The 21,385-nt window shown below is 41.9% G+C and carries 27 protein-coding genes and 3 pseudogenes; 16 read left to right on the forward strand and 14 right to left on the reverse strand.

From position 1 onward, the window contains the following. Window positions 1-4 precede the first annotated feature (4 nt). Window positions 5-940, forward strand: coding sequence for an ABC transporter permease (locus D5281_RS12630; protein WP_160560508.1), 936 nt, complete (start codon window positions 5-7; stop codon window positions 938-940). Beyond that, the gene (locus D5281_RS12635) at window positions 933-1,727 is read left to right on the forward strand and encodes an ABC transporter ATP-binding protein (RefSeq protein ID WP_160560509.1); all 795 of its coding nucleotides are present in this window, start codon (window positions 933-935) and stop codon (window positions 1,725-1,727) included. Before D5281_RS12630 ends, D5281_RS12635 begins: the two co-directional genes overlap by 8 nt. A 98-nt stretch (window positions 1,728-1,825) precedes the next feature. On the opposite strand, the pseudogene D5281_RS12640 reads toward D5281_RS12635, so the two are convergent. The 6 genes and pseudogenes from D5281_RS12640 to lgt all read right to left on the reverse strand — a co-directional run. After that, window positions 1,826-2,872 (reverse strand): annotated as a pseudogene (locus D5281_RS12640) (peptidoglycan D,D-transpeptidase FtsI family protein); the annotation flags it as partial. Between the two features lie 202 nt (window positions 2,873-3,074). Beyond that, window positions 3,075-5,333, reverse strand: coding sequence for a penicillin-binding transpeptidase domain-containing protein (locus tag D5281_RS12645; RefSeq protein ID WP_160560510.1), 2,259 nt, complete (start codon window positions 5,331-5,333; stop codon window positions 3,075-3,077). 42 nt (window positions 5,334-5,375) lie between these two features. Next, on the reverse strand, window positions 5,376-5,852 hold the full coding sequence (locus D5281_RS12650) for a cell division protein FtsL (RefSeq protein WP_160560511.1): 477 nt from the start codon (window positions 5,850-5,852) through the stop codon (window positions 5,376-5,378). Between the two features lie 111 nt (window positions 5,853-5,963). After that, window positions 5,964-6,902, reverse strand: coding sequence for a 16S rRNA (cytosine(1402)-N(4))-methyltransferase RsmH (rsmH, locus tag D5281_RS12655; RefSeq protein WP_160560512.1), 939 nt, complete (start codon window positions 6,900-6,902; stop codon window positions 5,964-5,966). An 18-nt stretch (window positions 6,903-6,920) separates the two neighbouring features. Then, window positions 6,921-7,352, reverse strand: a complete 432-nt coding sequence (gene mraZ / locus D5281_RS12660) for a division/cell wall cluster transcriptional repressor MraZ (protein ID WP_160560513.1) — start codon at window positions 7,350-7,352, stop codon at window positions 6,921-6,923. A gap of 328 nt (window positions 7,353-7,680) precedes the next feature. Further along, entirely contained in the window at window positions 7,681-8,526 is an 846-nt protein-coding gene (gene lgt / locus D5281_RS12665; protein WP_160560536.1) for a prolipoprotein diacylglyceryl transferase, read from the reverse strand. A 428-nt stretch (window positions 8,527-8,954) separates the two neighbouring features. Between lgt and D5281_RS12670 the strand changes: the two genes are divergently transcribed. Next, on the forward strand, window positions 8,955-10,037 hold the full coding sequence (locus D5281_RS12670) for a protein rep (RefSeq protein ID WP_160560514.1): 1,083 nt from the start codon (window positions 8,955-8,957) through the stop codon (window positions 10,035-10,037). Window positions 10,038-10,190: 153 nt separating this feature from the next. Beyond that, on the forward strand, window positions 10,191-10,418 hold the full coding sequence (locus tag D5281_RS12675) for a hypothetical protein (RefSeq protein WP_160560515.1): 228 nt from the start codon (window positions 10,191-10,193) through the stop codon (window positions 10,416-10,418). Between the two features lie 355 nt (window positions 10,419-10,773). On the opposite strand, the gene D5281_RS12680 is transcribed toward D5281_RS12675, so the two are convergent. Then, the gene (locus D5281_RS12680; protein ID WP_057573119.1) at window positions 10,774-11,106 is read right to left on the reverse strand and encodes a helix-turn-helix domain-containing protein; all 333 of its coding nucleotides are present in this window, start codon (window positions 11,104-11,106) and stop codon (window positions 10,774-10,776) included. A gap of 149 nt (window positions 11,107-11,255) precedes the next feature. Here D5281_RS12680 and D5281_RS12685 point away from each other — a divergent pair, with 149 nt between their 5' ends. The 5 genes from D5281_RS12685 (at window position 11,256) to D5281_RS12705 (ending at window position 13,729) form a co-directional block, all read left to right on the forward strand. Next, the gene (locus tag D5281_RS12685) at window positions 11,256-12,068 is read left to right on the forward strand and encodes an Nmad3 family putative nucleotide modification protein (RefSeq protein WP_160560516.1); all 813 of its coding nucleotides are present in this window, start codon (window positions 11,256-11,258) and stop codon (window positions 12,066-12,068) included. A gap of 66 nt (window positions 12,069-12,134) precedes the next feature. Next, window positions 12,135-12,317, forward strand: a complete 183-nt coding sequence (locus tag D5281_RS12690; protein WP_160560517.1) for a hypothetical protein — start codon at window positions 12,135-12,137, stop codon at window positions 12,315-12,317. A gap of 14 nt (window positions 12,318-12,331) precedes the next feature. Continuing rightward, entirely contained in the window at window positions 12,332-12,598 is a 267-nt protein-coding gene (locus D5281_RS12695) for a hypothetical protein (protein ID WP_160560518.1), read from the forward strand. 4 nt (window positions 12,599-12,602) lie between these two features. After that, entirely contained in the window at window positions 12,603-13,445 is an 843-nt protein-coding gene (locus D5281_RS12700) for a hypothetical protein (RefSeq protein ID WP_160560519.1), read from the forward strand. 2 nt (window positions 13,446-13,447) lie between these two features. After that, entirely contained in the window at window positions 13,448-13,729 is a 282-nt protein-coding gene (locus D5281_RS12705; protein WP_160560520.1) for a hypothetical protein, read from the forward strand. 46 nt (window positions 13,730-13,775) lie between these two features. On the opposite strand, the gene D5281_RS12710 is transcribed toward D5281_RS12705, so the two are convergent. Continuing rightward, window positions 13,776-14,348 carry a hypothetical protein gene (locus D5281_RS12710; RefSeq protein WP_160560521.1) on the reverse strand — a complete coding sequence of 191 codons (573 nt, stop codon included), beginning with the start codon at window positions 14,346-14,348 and terminating at the stop codon, window positions 13,776-13,778. Then, window positions 14,329-14,562 (reverse strand): MerR family transcriptional regulator, encoded by a 234-nt coding sequence (locus tag D5281_RS12715; RefSeq protein WP_300939680.1) that lies wholly within the window; start codon window positions 14,560-14,562, stop codon window positions 14,329-14,331. Before D5281_RS12715 ends, D5281_RS12710 begins: the two co-directional genes overlap by 20 nt. Before the next feature lie 190 nt (window positions 14,563-14,752). On the opposite strand from D5281_RS12715, the gene D5281_RS12720 reads away from it, so the two are divergent. Continuing rightward, entirely contained in the window at window positions 14,753-15,481 is a 729-nt protein-coding gene (locus D5281_RS12720) for a helix-turn-helix transcriptional regulator (RefSeq protein ID WP_160560522.1), read from the forward strand. A 5-nt stretch (window positions 15,482-15,486) separates the two neighbouring features. Further along, entirely contained in the window at window positions 15,487-16,644 is a 1,158-nt protein-coding gene (locus D5281_RS12725) for a tyrosine-type recombinase/integrase (protein WP_160560523.1), read from the forward strand. Window positions 16,645-16,751: 107 nt separating this feature from the next. On the opposite strand, the gene ychF is transcribed toward D5281_RS12725, so the two are convergent. The 4 genes from ychF to D5281_RS26940 form a co-directional block, all read right to left on the reverse strand. After that, on the reverse strand, window positions 16,752-17,849 hold the full coding sequence (gene ychF, locus D5281_RS12730) for a redox-regulated ATPase YchF (protein WP_160560524.1): 1,098 nt from the start codon (window positions 17,847-17,849) through the stop codon (window positions 16,752-16,754). A 165-nt stretch (window positions 17,850-18,014) separates the two neighbouring features. After that, window positions 18,015-18,320 carry a tyrosine-type recombinase/integrase gene (locus D5281_RS12735; RefSeq protein WP_330585008.1) on the reverse strand — a complete coding sequence of 102 codons (306 nt, stop codon included), beginning with the start codon at window positions 18,318-18,320 and terminating at the stop codon, window positions 18,015-18,017. Window positions 18,321-18,327: 7 nt separating this feature from the next. Further along, entirely contained in the window at window positions 18,328-18,549 is a 222-nt protein-coding gene (locus D5281_RS12740) for a hypothetical protein (protein ID WP_160560525.1), read from the reverse strand. 104 nt (window positions 18,550-18,653) lie between these two features. Continuing rightward, entirely contained in the window at window positions 18,654-18,839 is a 186-nt protein-coding gene (locus tag D5281_RS26940) for an excisionase (protein WP_334296613.1), read from the reverse strand. Between the two features lie 823 nt (window positions 18,840-19,662). Between D5281_RS26940 and D5281_RS12750 the strand changes: the two genes are divergently transcribed. The 5 genes and pseudogenes from D5281_RS12750 to D5281_RS12760 all read left to right on the forward strand — a co-directional run bounded on the left by D5281_RS12750 (window position 19,663) and on the right by D5281_RS12760 (window position 21,087). Continuing rightward, entirely contained in the window at window positions 19,663-19,950 is a 288-nt protein-coding gene (locus tag D5281_RS12750; protein ID WP_160560527.1) for a transposase, read from the forward strand. A gap of 166 nt (window positions 19,951-20,116) precedes the next feature. Continuing rightward, entirely contained in the window at window positions 20,117-20,389 is a 273-nt protein-coding gene (locus tag D5281_RS25710; RefSeq protein WP_277935344.1) for an IS3 family transposase, read from the forward strand. Window positions 20,390-20,404: 15 nt separating this feature from the next. Then, window positions 20,405-20,587 (forward strand): annotated as a pseudogene (locus tag D5281_RS27320) (DDE-type integrase/transposase/recombinase); the annotation flags it as partial. 15 nt (window positions 20,588-20,602) lie between these two features. Then, window positions 20,603-20,872 (forward strand): integrase core domain-containing protein, encoded by a 270-nt coding sequence (locus tag D5281_RS27325; RefSeq protein ID WP_330585009.1) that lies wholly within the window; start codon window positions 20,603-20,605, stop codon window positions 20,870-20,872. Between the two features lie 50 nt (window positions 20,873-20,922). Next, the gene (locus D5281_RS12760; protein ID WP_160560528.1) at window positions 20,923-21,087 is read left to right on the forward strand and encodes a hypothetical protein; all 165 of its coding nucleotides are present in this window, start codon (window positions 20,923-20,925) and stop codon (window positions 21,085-21,087) included. Between the two features lie 18 nt (window positions 21,088-21,105). Here D5281_RS12760 and D5281_RS12765 read toward each other — a convergent pair. Continuing rightward, window positions 21,106-21,385: pseudogene (locus D5281_RS12765) on the reverse strand (hypothetical protein); the annotation flags it as partial.

Consider the following 21,385-nt stretch of genomic DNA (forward strand, 5'->3'; position numbering starts at 1 on the left):
ATCAATGAATATCTTAAATCTGCTCAATGCTTTGCCGGGAGCGGTCTCACAGGGACTTATATGGGGAATTACCGCTATCGGTATTTACATCACCTATCGCATTCTCGATATTGCTGACCTTACCGTGGACGGTTCGCTCTGTACGGGGGGTGCCGTCTGTATAATGATGGTTCTGTCCGGCCAAAATATTTATATTTCTATGTTTGCAGCAACTTTAGCTGGTATGGCTACCGGATTTATAACCGGTGTTTTTCATACCTTTATGGGGATTCCCCCTATTCTTGCAGGTATCTTAAGCCAGCTTTCCCTCTATTCGATTAACCTGAAAATCATGGGAAAGGCTAATCAGGCAATTAACGTAGACAAATATCACCTTTTGGTTTCATTAAGATATATTAAAGGAGTACCTTTTTACCAGAATCCGATTTTTATTGTTACGATTTGCATTATTTTATTAGTAGCCCTTCTTTATTGGTTCTTTGGAACCGAGTTGGGATGTGCCCTCCGTGCCACAGGCTGCAACAGCAACATGGCCAGGGCACAGGGGATCAATACAAACTTTTCTAAGGTGCTGGGGCTTATGATTTCCAATGGTCTGGTAGGACTTTCCGGCGCCCTCCTCTCTCAATATCAGGGCTTTGCTGATATCAATATGGGCCGTGGTGCAATTGTAATCGGCCTTGCCGCCGTCATCATTGGCGAAGCTGCTTTTAAACGTATTTTCCACAATTTTGGTTTCAAGCTGATTGGCGTTGCCCTTGGTTCTATCCTTTACTATCTTGTGCTGCAGGTGGTGATTTGGCTGGGTATTGATACTGACCTTTTAAAGCTTTTATCCGCTCTTGTTGTTGCCTTCTTCCTTGGTATTCCATATTGGAAGAAAAAACTGTTTGGTACTGCCAATCCTGCTTTAAAGAAAGGAGGAACTATCAATGCTTGAGATGAAGAATGTCACAAAAGTCTTTAACCCCAGCACTGTCAATGAGAAACTGGCATTAGACAACTTTTCTTTGACCCTTGAGGATGGTGATTTTGTCACTGTCATTGGCGGAAACGGCGCCGGAAAATCTACCATGATGAATGCCATTGCAGGGGTTTGGCCTATAGATGCCGGGCAAATCATAATTGACGGCACAGATGTAACAAAGCTTTCCGAACATAAACGGGCTAAATTCCTTGGACGGGTATTCCAGGATCCAATGACCGGTACGGCTGCTTCTATGGGAATTGAAGAAAACCTAGCGCTGGCACAGCGCCGTGGCCGCAGCCGTTTCCTAAAATCCGGTATTACCAGAAAAGAACGGGAAGAATACAGGCAGAAATTGCAAATCTTAGGTTTAGGCTTAGAAGACAGGCTTACGACTAAAGTAGGGCTTTTATCCGGCGGACAGCGTCAGGCTCTTACTCTGCTGATGGCAACCCTGCAAAAGCCTAAACTACTTCTTTTAGATGAACACACTGCCGCTCTTGACCCAAAAACGGCGGCTAAAGTTTTAGAAACTACTGAATATATTGTAACCAGAGATATGCTTACTACCCTCATGATTACGCATAACATGAAGGATGCAATTGCACACGGCAACCGGTTGATTATGTTGATGGATGGTAAAATCATTCTGGACATTCGGGGCGAAGAAAAGAAGAAATTAACGGTAGAAGATTTGCTTCATAAATTTGAAGCTGCCAGCGGAGAAGAATTCGCCAACGACAAAGTTATTTTGGGATAAGTTCAATTTAAATATCGATCGATATTTTATGCGCCTGTTTCTAAAAGTGAACAGGCGTTTGCTTTTTTAGATAAAAAAAATCTCATATCACATGTTTTTAATTTTATAAACACCTGGTTACAGCTATTCATAGTGGCCTGCACAAAATTTTCGGCTCCATGCCCCGCCACTTTATGACATCTGATTCGCCTGTCCTCTACCATAATATAGCCTGGGCAGCTAAATTGATCTTCCGGATGCACCACACCTCCTTCAAGACCTGCTGCTGCTGTAATAATCTTAAAGGTAGAACCAGGTTCGTAAGTGTCATTGATACATCCGTTTCTCCACATTGCATTTAATAACTCTTGCTTTTTTTCTTCTGTTATTTCTTCTTCCGCAATATCTTCCGGCAAATTATAGGGGTTATTTAAATCAAATTCCGGTACGTCAACCATCGCCATAATTTCCCCGTTTTGAGGGTTCATAACCAGAATGGACACCCGTTCTGCTTCTTTTGTCTCCATCACCTGCCTTGCTAACTGGGTTGCATAGCTTTGAATATTCATATCCAGACTGATGTACAGGTCGTTTCCTGCTACAGGCTCTATTCTTTCTTCCCCTGCCGCGTCCAATTCAACGCCTCTGGCATCCGTGACCGTAAGAATTGTCCCTTCTTCCCCTTTTAAGTACTCCTCATACTTTACCTCAAGACCAATAATACCCTGATTATCTCCTCCTGTAAAGCCCAGCACTTTGGAAGCAAGAGAACCATAGGGATAACAACGCTTGTAATCTTCATCCACCTTTACTCCTTCCAGATTATATGCCCTAATAGCGTCTCCCTTTTCCTTCTCCACATTGCTTTTGATTCTTTCTATTGCAGAATATTTCTCAACTCTCTTTCTCACATATTCTTCTGACAAGTCTAATTCTTTACTTAAAACCTCCACAATTTTATCAGGCTCCTTAATCTGATTATGTATCACAGATATAGTACAAACCGTTTTATTATCCGCAATCACTGTACCGTTAGCGTCTAATATTCTTCCTCTGGCTGCCTTAATACTTCTTTCTCTTTCATGCAGTTCCTTTGCTTTTTCGGAATAATAGTCTGACTGGAACACCATCAGATAAACGAGCCTCCCTGCCAAAACCGAAAACATGACCAAACATGCAAAAAATATAGTGACAATCTTTTTTCTGTTATAGGTTTTATTTTTAAGCAATAATAGAAATCCTCCCTTCCGCCTAACTACCGGACAATAAAAATATAACCTCACAAATCAGTCATTCCGTAAGTAACAAATGCTATTGTTACAATGTATGACCTGTTTTGTGAGGTTATTCTTTTCATAGAAAAATCCTTTATTCTTCTTCTGGTGTCTGTGTAGGTTCAGGGGATGGAGGCGGCGTGCCTGTGGTTTCCGCACCATCATCGTAGCTTCCTCCCAATACTGCGCCTGTTTCCGGATCCACATAGTCTCCTGTTTCCGGATCTATTGCATAGCCTGTTTCCGGGTCTATTGGGAATGTGGTCCAAATTTTCGTACTTTCGCCCCCTTCTGCTCCTTCCGGCGGTTCTCCCTGCCCTTCTGCGTCACTTCCCTCAGCTCCTTCCGGATTGCTATTCTCTCCTCCTTCGCCCTCCGGTTCTTCTTCTCCGGTTCCGTCTGTAATAGGCGGCGTCATAATTTCAATCTGAAGCGCTTCTAATTCCTCTCTCTCTTTGTCTGTCAGCTCCTCTGTCATAAAGATTCCTTCATATGGAAGCACTTCCGTAAGGATGTTTTTCACAATCCTGGTAGCGAATTTGGCATCATCCATAATATTGCCGGGAACATTGGGCCTGTCCACCACCACATAAATAGCAATTTGTGGGTCATCTATCGGCGCATACCCTAAAAAGGATACTACATATTCTTTGTTTCCACGGGGCAGCGTCTCCGCAGTTCCGGTCTTGCCACCAATCATATAACCGGCCGGTCTTGCCGTCTTTCCCGTGCCATTTGCTCCCGATACGACCAGATTGCACATCTCCCGTATCTTTGCAGAGGTAGTTTCCGATATGGTCTGCTTTAATATTCTGGGCTCTATGTTTTGTACCGTAGCGCCTGAAGGACTTATTATTTTGCTTACCATGTGCGGTTCATAGTAATATCCGCCGTTAATCAGAGAACAAAAGCCTGCCATCATTTCAATCATGGTAGCGTTATATCCCTGTCCAAAGCTGTTGGTGGCAAGCTCCGTAGGTCCCATGGTCTGCTTGTTATAAACAAGACTTGCCGTCCTGGCCTCACCTGCCAGATCAATATTGGTTTTCAGACCTATGTTAAAGATATGCTGAAAGTCCACAAAGGTTTCTTTGCCTGTTGCCTGGGCAATATACATCATATTCACGTTACAGGAACGTTCTATGGCCTCGGGCACTGTAAGATAACCGTCACCATATCTGTTGTGGCATCTTATTTTTTCGCCGCCTATCTCAAGGAGTCCTTCACAATTATAGCTTTCATTTCCCGTGATACTACCGCTTTCTATACCGGCTGCCACAGTAAAAGGCTTGGAGACAGAGCCCGGCTCATAGGTATCATTGATACAGAAATTTTTCCATAATGCATTAAGATGTCTGTAAAAAACATCCGAGTCACTGGTGATCGTGTCCAGATTTTCCGCATTAATATATTCCCCGGTTACTTTATCATTTTCATCCAAAATCGGCATACCGATCAGCGCATCCGTATTTCTTGTATCGTTCAGATTAAAAACCGGATATCCGGCCATGGCGATTACTTCTCCGCTGTTTACATCCATAATAATACAGCCTGTATTCCTGGATCCATTTCCCTCATGAGCATTGTCCTTATATTCCTCGTCATGCTTCTTAAGGTATTTCTCCACAATTCTCTGCACATTCGAATCAATGGTGCTTACAATGCTGTTGCCATCCTCCGCCGGTATGGTGGTGCGCTCTAAGTTGGAATCGTCATTCAGATACCCATATTCTCTTCCCGGAGTTCCGGACAGGACATCATTATAATATTCCTCCAGTCCATAGGAGCCTACATTATCACTGGTGGTAAACCCAATTACATCACAGGCAAGGCTGTTGCCCGGGTAAATCCTTTTATATTCCTCCTCAAACCAGATTCCCTTAATCAGGGAATCTTCCGCATTCTGCATTTCCACAAAGCTTTGGATTTCTTCATATTCAAGGCGCCTTGCCAGAACACGGTAGCGGGATGTCTCACTATTTTCTTCTATATAAGTACGCACACTTGCAGTATCAATTCCAAGCTCGCTGCGCAGCGCATTTAAGGTAGGTTCCAGGTACTCTCCTTTGTTATCCGTAATTGCCACGGCATCCAAAATAACATTATAAACTTTTTCACTGGAAGCAAGTACACTGCCATTGGCATCATAAATCGTTCCCCGTTTAAAAGGAAGGGTCTTGCTGTCATATCTCTGCTGAGAAAGAACCTGCTTTTTATAGCGTTCCCCATTATCTCTTGTTATGGTAAATAACCGATAGGTTAATCCTACAAAAGCCAGTAGTATAAACGTAAATAACACTACCAGCTTTTTCTGCATTTTAATTGTAAGCTTATTATATCCTTTTTTTCTCATGACCACACCTGCTTTTGTCCGAACTATTGTAACACTGAATATTTATGGAATACTGCCCGTCTGCCTTATGTAATCGCTTCCCTCTCCGTTGAAGGATATAATCTGCCCCTCATGAGCATAAATCATACCAAGCTCCTGTATGGCAACCCTTTTTACCTCCTCTAAATCTACACTGTTGTTTATTCTGCTGTAGTTTTCATCATTTTCCAGCCTTAGCTCATTTAAACGGCTCTCAAGCTTTGCAATATGCTCAATACTGTTGGTAATATCAGACTGCAATGTCAAGTACCATGTGAGAATCAGGCCGGCTATCACCATAGCAGTTGCCATAGAAAGCACGGAACCAATGTTCATGTGCCGAATGCGTTCCCTGTTCTTCTGTGTCCTTACGCTTAATTTCTTTTCAGGCTCTCTTTGTAAATCTGGTAGTGCCTGAAGCCTTCTGGCAGTATTTCCCTGCACATAAACGCTATTTCTATATGCAGTTCTTCTTCTGTTACCCTCATTATTTACTGCCATTTATAACCTCCATCCTGCCAATCGGGTAAATTGTAGATTGTACCACAATGATATACACTTATATTATGTTCTCACAGTCTGCATATAAAATGCCGAAACCTGCCTGAACTGTTACCATGCCTTTTCAAAAATCCTCAATTTTGCACTTTTAGACCTTGGATTTTCTTCCATTTCTATCTCTGACGGTAAAATAGGTTTTCCAGTTATCACCTTCCCCTTACTCACCTTCCCGCAAACGCAGACCGGAAAGCCTGGCGGACATGTACATGGGTTTGCCGCACGCTTAAAGGCTGTTTTTACGATTCTATCCTCCAGAGAATGAAAGGTTATGATACACAACCTTCCCCCAGGCTTTAACATATCAATTAATTCCTCCAAAGATTCCTTAAGCACTTCAAGCTCTCTGTTACACTCTATCCGAATGGCCTGAAACGCTCTCTTGGAGGGATGCCCTCCTTCCGCCCGGCATTTTGCCGGAATCGCCGCTTTTATAATTTTATTTAGTTCCTCTGTTGTTTCTATGGGCTTTGTCTGCCTTGCTAGGGCGATATGCTTTGCAATATTCTTTGCAAACTTATCTTCCCCGTAGTCCCTGATGATGCGGTATAATTCACCCTCCCCGTAATCATTTACAATTTCCTTCGCCGTCAGAGACTGCCGTGTATCCATTCTCATATCAAGAGGCGTATCAAATCGGTAGGAAAATCCCCGCTCCTTTGTATCTAATTGGTAGGAGGACACCCCTAGGTCAAGCAGCATTCCATCCATACCTGTAATCCCAAGTCTTAATAGTATCTCCTTTGTGCTGCGGTAATTTCCTCTTACAATTGAGACCTTGTTCTGAAACCCTGAAAGCCTCTCTCTGGCAGCTTCTATTGCCACACCGTCCTGGTCTATTCCAATGAGCCTCCCGTCCTCTCCCAGCCTTTTTACAATTTCCAGGGAATGACCGCCGCCACCTAATGTGCCGTCCACATAAAGCCCTGCCGGATTTATCTTAAGTCCCTCAATTGTCTCCTCAAGTAAAACCGACATGTGCCCAAACGTCATTTTAATCCTCCATTACTTTTAAATCCCAATCCCAAGTTCTATCATGTGTCTGGAAATTTCCTCCATATCCTGGTATGTAACAGTGCCTTCCCATCTGTCCTTACTCCAGATTTCCACCCGGTTTCCCACACCTACCAGCACAGCGTCTTTTGTAATTCCAGCAAACTCCCGAAGCACAGCCGGTAAAAGAATTCTTCCCTGCTTGTCCACTTCTACACTGGCAGCTCCTGCCAGGAAAAAACGAGTAAACTGTCTTGCTTCCTTGTCAATCATCGGCAATCCCCGCAGCTTTTCCTCGAAAGCCTTCCACTCAGGTTCATCGAATACAAACAAACATCCATCCATTCCCTTCGTTACTACAAATTCATCTCCCAGCACTTCACGGAATTTGGATGGAACGATTAGTCTGCCCTTCGCATCTATTGTATGGTTGTACTCTCCCATAAACATAGGCATTCACCTGCTTGTGCTCTCCACTGTCTGCCGCAACTGACAAAACATAGATTGCTATCTTACCTTCACTTCCAAGTGGTCTGCCACACAAAATAATTAATTCGCACCACTTTCTACCACAAAGTTAACACTAACCACCACTTTTCACCACTCACAGGTCTATTCTACCTCAATTGAATACCAAGCGCAAGAAAAAAAATGCGCCCGGTTACTCCCTGCCGGACGCATTTTTCATGCAAATATTCATCTTTTTCCCACATCTGGGGTTAAACTCCAAGATGCATTACCAGATATTGTACTGATAATTGAAAAAATTTTTTATTTTTTATTTGTTGCGCTGTCGCACTCTCACAACAATGTCACATAACAAAGCTCCCACAAACAGCACAATTGCGAGTACCTGTGAAACAGGTACCGTTGTTTTGGGAATGAACAGCTGGTCTGTTCTAATTCCCTCTATCCATGCCCTTCCCAATCCATAGCCGCCTAGATATAGAAGTGCTATCTCCCCTTCAAACTTTTTGTGTTGCCAATACAGTAAAATAAGCGCCAACACTCCAAAGTTCCAAAGACTCTCATACAGAAAAGTGGGATGGACCTGAATATAATTCATCCCCTCCTCTATATGCTCTGCAATCGACTGAGAAATATCGCCAGGGCGCACCGCCTCTATTGGGAGACGCATAGCAAAAATATTGTTGGTATATTCCCCAAATACCTCCCGATTCGTGAAATTTCCCCATCTGCCGATTGCCTGTCCTAAAATAAGGCCCACCACACCGGTGTCCGCCATCCTGAAGGCATTTTGTTTTTTTATTCTGGCATAGACGAACAGCGTAAGAAACGCTGTAATCACACCACCATAAATGGCCAGTCCGCCATTTCGGATATGAAATACATTGATTAGGTTATTTTTATATTGATCCCATGCAAAAATAACATAATAAATTCTTGCTCCAATAATGGAAAGAATCACCGCATAAATAGAAAAGTCCCAATAAAGCTCCGGATCCTGCCCCGATCTTTTTGCCTGCCAGGCCGCTATCAAAATGCCACAAATTACACCTATCCCTATTATGACACCATAAAGTGCAATCTCAAAGCCAAATACACTAAAACTTTTAGGTACATTTCTCAGATAAATTCCCAGATTGGGAAAAGAAATATCCATTAAATCCATCTTAATCTCCCAGACTTCCAATCACCTGCAAATTATATATACTATATATGCAAGGTGGCATAGTATACGGTTTGTGCAAGCACACGATATGCACTATAATGCTTGCGCAAACTTTTTTGCATTCACACCTTTATGCCTTATACGTTAAATCGGAACACTATAAACCGAAATTTCATCATGTCTATACAATTCCGTCCTTTCACATTATGTTGAATTTCTTCTACTTTACCAGTTCAATATATACCATAAAATCCAGATTGCGTCAAGGGGTTAGGGGTGATGGTAGGGGTTCAAAGCCTGTTTGAGAAACCTTGTAAATTACAGGCGGCGAACCCCTATATAATTATCTATTCTCTAATTAGAGTTAAGCGTACTAAAACAAAAAGGATATGGAAAAAGGAAATGGAGGGATTGCAGACATGGGGAACATGGAACATACGCCTGTTGTAAAGGAAGTAACAAAATACCATATGGGAAAAGTGCATGGGAACGCAAAGCGGAATGAAGAAATGGTTATGAACTATCTGAAACTGCTTGCAAACGGCATTGTAAAGAAACGCCTGTCGCCTCATGAAGCTCATATAATAAGGGAACGCAAGAAACGTCTGGAAAACTGTAACCGATTCTGGTCTATGGAAACTTATGAAGCCAGCCATGTAAGAGTGTTACTGCGAACCTTTTTATGTAAGGATAAATTTTGCAGTAATTGTAATCAGGTGAAGAAAATGTTACTGCAAAACCGTTTCCTGCCCTATATGGAACAATATAAGGATTCTCTGTATCATATGGTGCTGACCGTTCCAGACTGTAACGGCGAGGAATTGAGAGGAACCATACAGCATATGGCTTACTGCTTTAAAACTTTGGTAACGTATCTAAACGGCAACAAAAAAGTGAAGGGAGTAGACCTGTCACAGTATGGCTTTCAAGGCTGTATCCGTTCCTTAGAAGTCACATACAGAGAAGATGTCTACCACCCTCACTTTCATGTAGCCGTTGTTTTTGGGAACAACGGGATTGGGGAGAAGCATATTGCCAATCAATTTTCTGGTATAGAAAGCCGCCTGTTTTCTGATTTTGAAACCATCATCCAGAGGATATGGTGGCTCTTAGTCAATCAAAAGCGGCTTACCTCTGATAATATCTTAGGTGAGGACAATTCTTTCCAGCGATATAGCTGTATCGTGGATAAATTTCAGCCAGAGGACTATAAGAAACTGTTTGGGTATATGACAAAAATGTACTCCGAGGATAACAGCCGTATGCGGTATGACAACTTCAAGACTTTGTATTCTGCCCTCTCCCATATCCGCCAGATACAAAGCTATGGCGTATTCTATAATGTAAAGGAACTGAACACAGAAGCCTATACCGAACAGGAGTACCAGACGTTGGAAAGCTATCTTGTCTGTAAGGAAAAGCCCGTCTGCTCCTATGAGCCGTTAAGCCGCCTATCTGGCGATGAAAGATATATCGTGCTGAAAACAAAGCACCGAAAATAAAATTTATTTTAAACTTGAGGTTTTATTTTAAATGAGATTTATGGGCGAAAATGGTTTTAAACTTATTTTAAAGTAGACTGGAAACACTGTTTTCGTTCAGGTGAAATGATAAGGATTGAGTTTAAAATAATTTTACAGACAAGGGGGAATGTCATGGAACGATATATCACAGATACGATTTACACTCATACCGTTACGGAAAAGGCGGCAGAAATTGAGTTGAGGGAAAAACAGCTTTATACAAGGCTGTCTGCTCTTATCTCTGGTGAGGAATACCTACAGATTGAAGAAGAATTGAACCGTTTCTATAATGAGCTGGAAAGAGAGGGGTTTTGTAAGGGATTCAGCGAGGGAATACGGTTTATGCTGAAATGCTTATAACGGTATCAGTCACAGGGTTAAAGATTTTAGGCGGTTTGTAAGCGGGATGCGGAATAAAACGATATGTAAACCGCTGTAAGGAATCTGTCTTGTAAGCGATTGAGGAATGACATTTTAGCCATATGGATTTTCTATCAGCTTTTGTAGAACGGAAATAGGATTTTTACAAGGCTTATAAGCGGCTAAGTTGCTTTTCGGCGATAGGGAACAGCCTTAAAATTGCGTTCTAAGGTTCATTCGGCGATAGGTGGAGTTATTCTCAGTCAAGCGGTTAAAATGCATTAGCGGTGATTTCTGGTCATTTAAAATGGGGAAGATTCTCTGTTAAAGGGTATCTTCCCCATCACTGTATCATTCAGGAATTTTCGTCCAGATAGCCAAACATGAGTTTTACCATATTGATAGCTAAGGCTTTTTGTTCCTCTGTCCTGCCGTTCATCAGTTGACACCATAGCCGATATTGACCGTCACTGTCAGAAACGACGGAATCAGACAACAGATAATCTATGGTAACGCCCAGACGGTTAGCAACTGCTGCCAGATTTTCTAATGTTAAGCTGCGTTCCCCACGCTCAATCTGCCCGATATAGGCGGTTGAAAGGTTTACATCTTCTGCCAGTCTTTCCTGTGTCAGATTCAGCTTTAGCCGTTCCTCACGAATACGCTTTCCTAATGCCTGTTGCTCCATGCGTTTTCCCTCCAATGCAAATAGTATATGTAAATGATACTAATTGCTTATGTCTTAGATAATCCGCACGTTGCGTTATTTGTATATGCTGTCAGTTGCTTTTTGTTGTGCTATATGCTAAGATGGTGCTTAGTAGGAGGCATGGCATTATGAAAGTGATACTGAGCAGAAAAGGCATGGACAGTACATCGGGAGGTATGGCAAGCCCTATTTTGCCAGATGGTACGCTGTTATCTCTCCCAATCCCAGATAACACGGTAGGAACGGCATACAAGGATTTATGTTACAAAGGGCAGAGTTTAGAGGAAATCATCAGTCAGCTATGCCCTAAATTTGATTTTGGCAAAAGCCAGACCTGTCATCTTGACCCCGACATATATGAGGATATAGAGGGCAGAACGGCAACAGATGAATGGAAACCAGCATTCGGACAACATGGCGTATCTGCCGTACATCTGGATAAATTGGGCGTAGGCGTGGGCGATATATTTTTATTCTACGGAATGTTTCAAAAAACAATGGTTCAACCTAATAAAACACTGTGTTTTGACCGTAACGCTCCTATTGTCCATATCATCTACGGCTATATGAAAGTTGGAGAAGTATTGAGGGAGAAACAGGAAATAAAAAGCCGCTATTTCTGGCACCCTCACAGTATAAATTGTAACCGTCCGAATAACCGCTTATATTTGCCCGATACATACAGCACATTCCAGTATGACGATTCACTGATACTTACAAAGAGAGGGCAGGACAATCGGCGGCTATGGGCTTTGCCTGCGTTCTTTGGTGAGGACGGTATATCCATTTCATGGCAAGGCGATAACCGCCCTATACTAAAGGACGGTTATGCAGAATTAAATTCTGCTTGCAGAGGACAGGAATTTGTTGTAACCGCTTCTACTCCCAAACAAGAACGGAATTTATGTGACTGGGTGGACAGATTGATACAGAACCGTTAGACATGAACACTATGTACGGATTCATTCTAAAAAGCATTTATTGACAAAGAAATGAGGGATAATGACATGGAGAGATTCGTTGAACCAAAAGAAAGATTGCCTTTCACCCAGAAATCGGCTAAAGAATTAGCCCTTGAAATGAATAAGGCTCTGGAATATGTAACGGAAATGACCGAGGAAGAATTGCTTGAAGATGATGCCGAGGGTGGGTATTTTGACGATTTAGCGTATTATGAGGAAGATGATTAAATCGGGGGATAGCTATGGAAATAACGATTGAACAGGTAAAAGAATTTGCGTGGCAACAGTTGGACGCTATGTGGCATGACAATTCTGGAACGGCTACGATTAGCATGGTGAGATTTGATTACAAAGGTTATTGTATCGTCAATCCGTGGATGGACGAAAAGACGGAGAAAGCCGTAGACCCTTATCGGTATTATGGGAAACAGAGAACGGAGCGGTTTGTCAAAGAAGTTATTAGAACCATTCAGCATAACAGGGAAATTGCAAAACAACACAGGAGATAAGAGAATGAAACATAGATTTATTGCTGTAGCCTTATTTATTACAACGCTTCTCTCAGGTTGTGGGAATACTCAGACAACAGAGGTAACGACACCCATAGAGGAAAATGTTTCCAGTTCTATAAATAAGGTAGACCCAGACACAGCTACATCTTTAGCTGTATCCTATTATGAAACCGTTTACGGCGGTAAGGGTATAGAATTTACTTATTTGGAGCCAACCGTGGAAAAGCTATCTAAAAACGAGTATCGTATCAGTTTTTATGTGGACGCATATTGTGCCTTGCCTGCTTCACCTAAGAATAATGAGACAAGATATGTAGAGTGTGTCGCTACTACAGAAAACATTATGTTGGGTTGGACTTATGAATCAAGTATGTATTTATTTGAGGATTTAACAGGCAGACCTGTAATTTATAAAACTCAAATCAATTGGGACGGTACTTATATCAGTGATGTTGAAACACAGGAAGAACAACCAAAACCTACACAAGAGCCAGAATTGCCTAATGAAACAGCTATAGAGGAACAGGCTGATGATTTCTATAGGGACGGTGAATATACCACCTATGGCAGATACCAATGTTTTGAAACAGACACATTTGTAAATGTAGAAACGCAGAATGGTTCACTGGTACTGTACTTTGAGCCAGAAGCAGAAACCTTTGTCCTTGACAGAAACGGAGCAGACACAGGCTGGGAGTTTATCAACTGGGAATTTGAGGACAGAGTATATACATCTGCCATTATTCAAGATAATGAACTAATCATCACTTCTACAGAATCTTGGAGATATGACGGCACTTACATTCAACTGCCCGATATAGGTACTGACGGAGAGGGGGAATGAAAATGGCTATTCATCTGGAATCGGTCAATCATTTTAATTATATGGACGGAAACGGACGGATTTTCTGTAAGCGACAGGATAAAGTGCGGAAAGTAGCTCCAGAATATAAAGGTTGTAATGACTGCCCTTATCTTTTCGGCTCTTTACAGGGAATGGGCGTAGAATGTATGTGGGAGGATATAGTACCGCCCCCTGCTCCCTGTGGATATTATGTACATGACCCCAAAGAAGAGTTTGCACGGGTATCCAGTTTGATTGACGAGGGGATTTTGAAAAAGAGATAATATAATAGCCCTAGAAACTGTAATGGCTTCTAGGGCTATGCTTTATTTACAGAATTTCTGATTTGGCAATATCAAAATTTACAAGAGCATTGGAAACACGAATATACCGCTTGTCAAAGTCTTCAATCATGTAGAACTCCTTTGATGAATCATTCATATAAGGTTTCAGCACTCCCAACTGGAACAATTCTGAATAATATGCAAGCTCACTTGGTGGGAATAAGAAAGTTCCAACAGGAGGAAGAGATTCTACGGGAGGTTTAAAAATCTGCATGTAAAAATATTCACAGTCCAGTAAATAATCCGTATCCTCTACATAACCAATTCTAACGCCGTCACATTTTCTTCTGATTTCACAGAACAAGCTTACATTCTGTTCAGGGCTTGAAAGCAGAGATAGATATTTACATTTTTTGAGTGTAGACCTGACTGCACCCAGAAATTGTTGCGCCTTCTGCCCCTGAGCCGCTTGTTTCTTTAAGATATCCGATATACATTTAGCTTCCAGCAATAAGTTGCCCCCTTCACGGTATCCTTCAAAAATCACTTCCGCACCCGTGTTTACATCCATACATGAGCCGCTAAACTTAATCTTATTTTCAACCTTTTCTTGACACATAAATTGCCCTCCTTTTGATTTTTCGTTTGTCTTGATTCAGCCACTCAAAAAACTTGTCTTTTGGCACAACCATACGTTTGTTGAGATAAATCGTAGGGAAATCACTGGAATTCATAAGTTCATATGTTTTCCCTTTAGAAATCCCCAAAACCGACTGAACGTGCTTTGCCTGCATAATGATTGGTAAATCTTCTTCGGAACAGTAGTTCATCACATCGTTCTCCTCTCTTTATTATTTCCTATTCTTGTCTGAATCGTGTTTCTGTTGACAGTATAACACATGAGCCGCTACCTGTCAATGGACTTTTTATTTTTTCTTAATCAGGAAATAATCTTTAGACTATTTACTTTTTGAATAAAAAGGAGTATAATAGCAATATCATCGGAAAGGAGATACAAATAACATGGGAAAAACTTCTAAAGAAGATTTAGCAAGCATAGTAGGACAACGGTTAAAAGAACTCCGCAAGGCAAAAACAGATTTAGGGCAAAAAGATGTTGCTGACGAAATCGGTATTACCAAACAGGCTTTAAGCAGTTACGAAAGCGGCAGGCATCTTCCCGACCAGACTATCCTCATTGACCTTGCAAAATATTACGGATGCACCGCTGATTACCTTTACGGACTGACAGAAAAAATGAATCCATCATCTACGGACTATTCCAAGCGAGATAGCGTAAATCGCTTACTTCATTCTTTGGATATGGTTGCAGAAGATGAAGGAGACTTTTTAGCTGATTCCATAGCAAATACCATAAATTCATTGTCTCTTAACAACGGAAATCCCCAACGGCGAAATCTTATTGAGTGCATGGGACAGTTGTTCTATTCATTTGCAGAATATATTGAAATGTCAACGTCATATGGAAAGTATTTATCTGAAAAAGTGAGCACAAATGGTTTAACCGCAGATGATATAGCTGTGAAACTGGCGCACATCAGCGGCTTTGATGATATATACAGTATAATAGATGACATTAGACGGGCTGGTATTTCATCTGTTCTTACCTTTTCTGTAAATGCTAAAAAAGCCTTGCGTATCAGGGCAGGACAACGTACAGGCTCTAAAAAATCATTAAAGATGACAGAATTTGAGGAACAGTTTAAAGAAATGCTTGATAAGGAGGATTGATTCATATGGCAAAACGGGGACAAAATGAAGGCTCTATCCGCAAACGCAAAGATGGCACATGGGAAGCCCGTGTAACGATTGGCATTTCAGCGGACGGAAAGCAACAGCGTAAATCCCTGTATGGAAAGACCCGACAGGAAGTATCCGCCAAAATGACCGACTTGCTGAATAATCTGCAAAAAGGCATTATCACCAATCCTACAGAAATGACCCTTGCCGAATGGCTTGACTATTATATGTCCGAATACAAAAAGCGGTATGTAAAGCCTACTACCTATATCAATTATACGGTAAAGGTAAAAAACCACATCAAACCAGCTATCGGTCACTATAAGCTAAAGGCACTCCGACAGGACATCATTCAGAAATTTGTCAACAGCCTGTCCGATAAGGGGTTAGCGCCATCTACGGTAATAGATGTTTACAAGCTGTTAAGCAACGCCTTAGAAACGGCGGTAGATGACGGCTTGATTGTCCGTAACACCGCTAACAGGGTAAAACTTCCCAAAACAACAAAGCCGCAAATCAATGTTTTAACACAGGAACAGCAAAACGCATTTGTGGAACAGGCGAAAGTGACCTATATGGGAGTTGTCTATATTTTCGACCTCTGCACAGGTATGCGGCTTGGGGAATTATTAGGGCTGAAATGGCAGGACATAGACTTTGAGCAGAACCAGTTGCACATCAGGAGAATCCTCCGCAAGGTGAAAGACCCTGACAATGCAGACGAACATTGGCACTTAGAATTTGGCACACCGAAAACCCTGTCCAGTGAGCGAACAATCCCTCTCAATGATACGGCTATCAAAGTACTTGCTGATGTCTGGGAGCAACAGGAGAAAAATAAGGAAAAAGCCAGTAGCGCATACGAGGACAATGACCTTGTTTTCTGTACCCAGTTAGGCAGACCTCTTGACCCGAACAATATACGGCGCACCTGTTATTCTATCTGTGAGAAAATCGGTGTCAGTGACATCCACCCTCATTGCCTGCGTCATACTTTCACGACCAGAGGGGCAGAAAATAATGTGGACGTGCGTGTTATGCAGAAATTCTTAGGTCATGCGACCATAAAGGAAACAGCCGATACCTATACGCACGTATTGGACGATTTGAAACAGGATGAAATCCGAAAACTGGATAGCGCAGTAAACTATTGAGCAAAAATATCGGGTAGGGGTAAGGTAGGGGTTAAACGCCAAAAGGAGCTACCGCCCGCAAGCGGTAACTCCCAGAGTTTACAACATTTTCCCGACAGGAAATTGTATCAGACGTTAAATCGGAACAAAATAACATCCCCATCCTTAACCACGTAGTCCTTGCCTTCCATACCAACCAGGCCTTTTTCTCTGGCTGCTGCCAAAGATCCCTGTTGTAATAAATCCTTATAATTTACTACCTCAGCCTTAATAAAGCCTCTCTCAAAATCGGTATGTATTTTCCCTGCCGCCTGAGGCGCCTTGGTTCCAATCTGAATCGTCCATGCCCTAGTTTCATCCTCACCGGCTGTTAAAAAGCTCTGAAGCCCCAGCAAATGGTAGCTTGCCTTAATCAACTTCTCAAGGCCTGACTCCTTAAGGCCCAGATCCTCCAGGAACATTGCTTTTTCGTCTTCATCCAGCTCCGAAATCTCCTGCTCAATCTGTGCACAGATCACAAACACCTCACTGCCATTTTCCGCAGCAAAAGCTCTGACTGCCTTAACGCCCTCATTATCAGCTCCATCATTGGCCAGGTCATCTTCTCCAACGTTAGCCGCAAAAATTACAGGTTTAGCTGTCAACAGATTGTAAGAATTTAAAAGAGCCTGCTCATCCTCATCTTCCGTCTCATAGCTCCCCGCATTCTTTCCTGCTTCCAAATGTGCCTTAAGCCCCTGCAAAAGAGCTGCTTCTTTGGCCAATGTCTTATCCATCTTAGCTGCCTTGCCTGTCTTGGCAATTCTACGTTCCAAAATCTCAAGATCTGAAAAAATCAGTTCCAAATTAATGGTTTCAATGTCACGCATAGGATTAATATTTCCGTCCACATGCACCACATTTTCATCCTGAAAGCAACGTACCACATGCACAACTGCATCCACTTCTCTGATATGGCTCAAAAACTGGTTGCCAAGCCCTTCTCCTTTGGATGCTCCCTTTACTAAACCGGCAATATCCACAAATTCAATTACGGCCGGTGTGACCTTTTTGGAATGATACATGTCTCCAAGCAGTTTAAGGCGTTCATCCGGGACGCTCACCACACCCACGTTAGGGTCAATGGTACAAAAAGGATAATTGGCAGACTCTGCTCCTGCTTTTGTCAATGAATTAAATAAAGTACTTTTTCCTACATTAGGTAATCCAACGATTCCTAGTTTCATAATTTATCATACCTATCCAGAAAGCCTTATATTTAAAGGGTTTCTGCCTTTCTCTATATTTTTACTACACAATCTGCTACACAATTTTTAAGGCATTTTCTATTCTTTCTACCTCTTTAAACTTCTCTTCCTCGGCCACATCAACATACAGATTCATTGTAATACCTACATTGACATGACCTTCTTAGGCTCTTTCCCGATATTATGCTTTATTCCCTTTGTCACCGGATTTTTGTTGATCACATCATTTTCAACAGCATCAGAGAACATACAATATAAAGTTATCCTTGTCTGATATATTGTAGATGACTTATAATCATCCTTCATCTGATTTAGAACATTCTGACAGTGCATCGGTTTTACCTCTGACAATATCATATTGCCGATACACTTCTTTATATTATGCTCAAACCGTTCTTTATAATTTCTTATTATATTTGGTCTTATGCTGTCACCTTTGATATTTTCAATCCAGTAATCAAACCATGCCGTTACTGTCTATATCCCCAGATGCATTGATACCACCATGTTCATCTTCAAACTTTGCATCCGCATACCACTTACGGCATTCCTGTAGCTTTGGGAAATATTTTTGAACTGATTTACCAGTTCTCTTGCTTACAAATCGTGCTGTGTATAAACCACCCTTTCTTTGACAGATACCGACTCCAAGTTCTTTGCCCTTCAAGTCTTTATCCATAAAATCAACTCCTTTCTGCTGTATTCCAACAAAAAGAATTTGATACAAGCTAACATTATAGCATATTATCTATCATTTTGGAATATTCAAATTGAATTTTCAGCTTAAATCTCTAAATTTCTTGATGTGTACTGCTCAAGCTCTTTCCTTTTTACCAATTTTTTATTACCGACATATAATACAAAATCACACTTAGGTTGTTTCAATAAATCTTCTATTTTGTTGATTCCTATATTTGAATAAGCTGCCGATTCTTTAATTGTCAATGTTACTTTAAGCCAAAAAGGTATCTCTCATACTTTTGCTTCCATATTCTTATAACATCACACTCCAATTCATAGAAATTTCTTCAATCTATAAAAGATACTGAATTTTTACAGTATCACAATATTCACTTTTCAAAATTCATCACACAATATTAGGAAGGACACGATTAAGTAACCACGTCCTTACCTCGACTAATTAACAAGTTACTTTACAAATATTTATTTCTCCATAATTTCTATCTTGCGATAGCATTTTAATACTTCTTCCAGTTCATAGACAGGGCTACTGTTTACATCAAACACCCGCTTGACATATTTTCCACTGTTCCAACCTACAATCTATATATAATAAAAAATTTCTGGATTTTCCAAGCTAAACGCAAAAATTATTAAGGAGTTGATTACAATAGACATAGAACTTAAAGACCGTAACCGGATAAAAGAATTTTTCCAGAATCTACACAGCAAATTAGAAGATATGTTATTTTCCATCATCCAACGGATTTCAGATAAATTTATTCCCCATTGCTCATGAATTGGCTTGAAAAGTATTTAGACAAGCGGATCGGCGAACTAAAGCAAGAATCCATCAAAATGACCTGGCATAATATGTATCTCCAAAACTCACTAACGGAAATTCATATAAGACAACAGGACACAAAGAAAGCACCTTCAGATGATTAATCCGTTAGTGCTTCTCACATTTTAACATTTTCATTTTCCGACTAAACAAGTTTGACTGATTTTCAAAATGTTAAGTGGTGTTAGAATATAAATAGTACAAGTTAAACATGGCAGGTTTCAGAAATAACTGTATAATATATACAGATACAGGAGGAAGTTTACCATGGGTAAACAGTTTGATAAGCAGTTTAAGGAAAATGCGGTACAGTATTACCTTGCCCATAAGGAGCTTGGATGGAATAAATGCGCGGAGAACCTTGGGATAAGCCGCAATGCCATCCGCAGCTGGGTAAAAGCGGCAGCTGAGAACGCCGGGGAAGTACCGACACGGGGGGCTGGGAACTACGCAAGCGATGAGGAAAAAGAAAATGCCCGGCTGAGAAAAGAACTCAGGGATACGAAGGACGCACTTGAAATATTAAAAAAAGCCATCGGCATTCTGGGAAACTGACACAGGCCATCTTCCAGGCAGCCGAGAGGGAAGAAAAACGGTTAAAGGAAGAAGGGAAACGCCGTCTGAATGTCAGCTACTTAGGGTTTTAGGCGTTTCCAGAAGCGGCTATAACGCTTTCAAGAGGCATACACCATCTGCCGGTCAATTGAAAAAGGAGCAGAGGATGGCAGAGATCGGGGCTATCTATGAGGAATCGCACGAAATCTATGGGGCACCTAAAATAGCAGCAAAGATGCGGCAGAAAGGCGGCAACGTAAGCGGGAGGACCGTTTGGAAGTACATGAGGGAGATGGGGCTCCGGGCCTGTTACAGGAAACACAGGGCCCGCACGACAAGGGATTCTGATTTCAGCATCGGGTTAAAAAACATACTGAACCGGGATTTTCGGCCGGAAAGGCCGGATGCGGCGTGGTGTAAGGATATCACCTACATATGAACCTGCAATGGCTTTGTATACCTGGCCAGCATCATGGACCTGTATTCGAGGAAGATCATTTCCTGGACACTGGGGGAGACGCTGGAAACGAAGTGGGTACTGGAAGCCATGGAAAAGGCGAAAGAGGGGCGGCATGTGACACGGCCGCTGGTCATCCACAGCGACCGTGGGGTGCAGTATACCTGCGGGGACTATGAAGAAGCGACCAAAGGGATGGAACGCAGCTATTCGGCGAAAGCCTGCCCATGGGATAATGCCTGCATAGAAAGCTTCCATTCCCTGATAAAGAGGGAATGGCCCAACCGGTTGTGCATCATGGATTACAGCCATGCATACAGGCTTGTATTTGAGTATATAGAAGCGTTCTACAATACAGTGAGGATCCACAGCCATTGTGGGTACCGCTCACCCAGCGAATATGAAAAACAATATCTGGGCAGGGAGGAAGCGAAAAAGCAGGGAGGCTGTCAGGCACTGTTATGAAAAGCGCAGCCAAGGGGCAAAACAGATAAAATGAGAGGGGGTACTGCAGGATGAAGCCCAAAAACGTGGAGACACTGATCCAGGAGCGGGAAGATTTGCGTGACCTGCTGGAAGCCATCGTGGAACGGATCCAGGAGTTCCGTGAAGAAATGTTAACCGAATTGGATGACCTGGAGGACATGATTGTGGAAAACAGTGGAATAAGATTCCATTGATTCGGCAAAAGTCCACGTTTAACTTGTACTTTTTCTTGACATAGTACCAATCTTTACTGGTGTGCCGCCAAAGAACTGGAACATGTCCACATGACAGGAAAGCCATGCTTTTTCATTCATGCTTGTTACGGCTTCCACATAGATCATCTGACTGTATGGCATTGTTGCAGCAAACAGGTATGCCGTTACACGCTCACCGGTATCAGGGTCCATATAGTTCATTGACAGACCTGACCAGTCGGCTTCAGCCTCTAATCCGGGTTTATGCTCTATGTGGCTCGTATAGTTTTTATCTGCC

This window comes from Parablautia muri, assembly GCF_009917485.1.
GTDB classification, from domain to species: domain Bacteria; phylum Bacillota; class Clostridia; order Lachnospirales; family Lachnospiraceae; genus Suilimivivens; species Suilimivivens muri.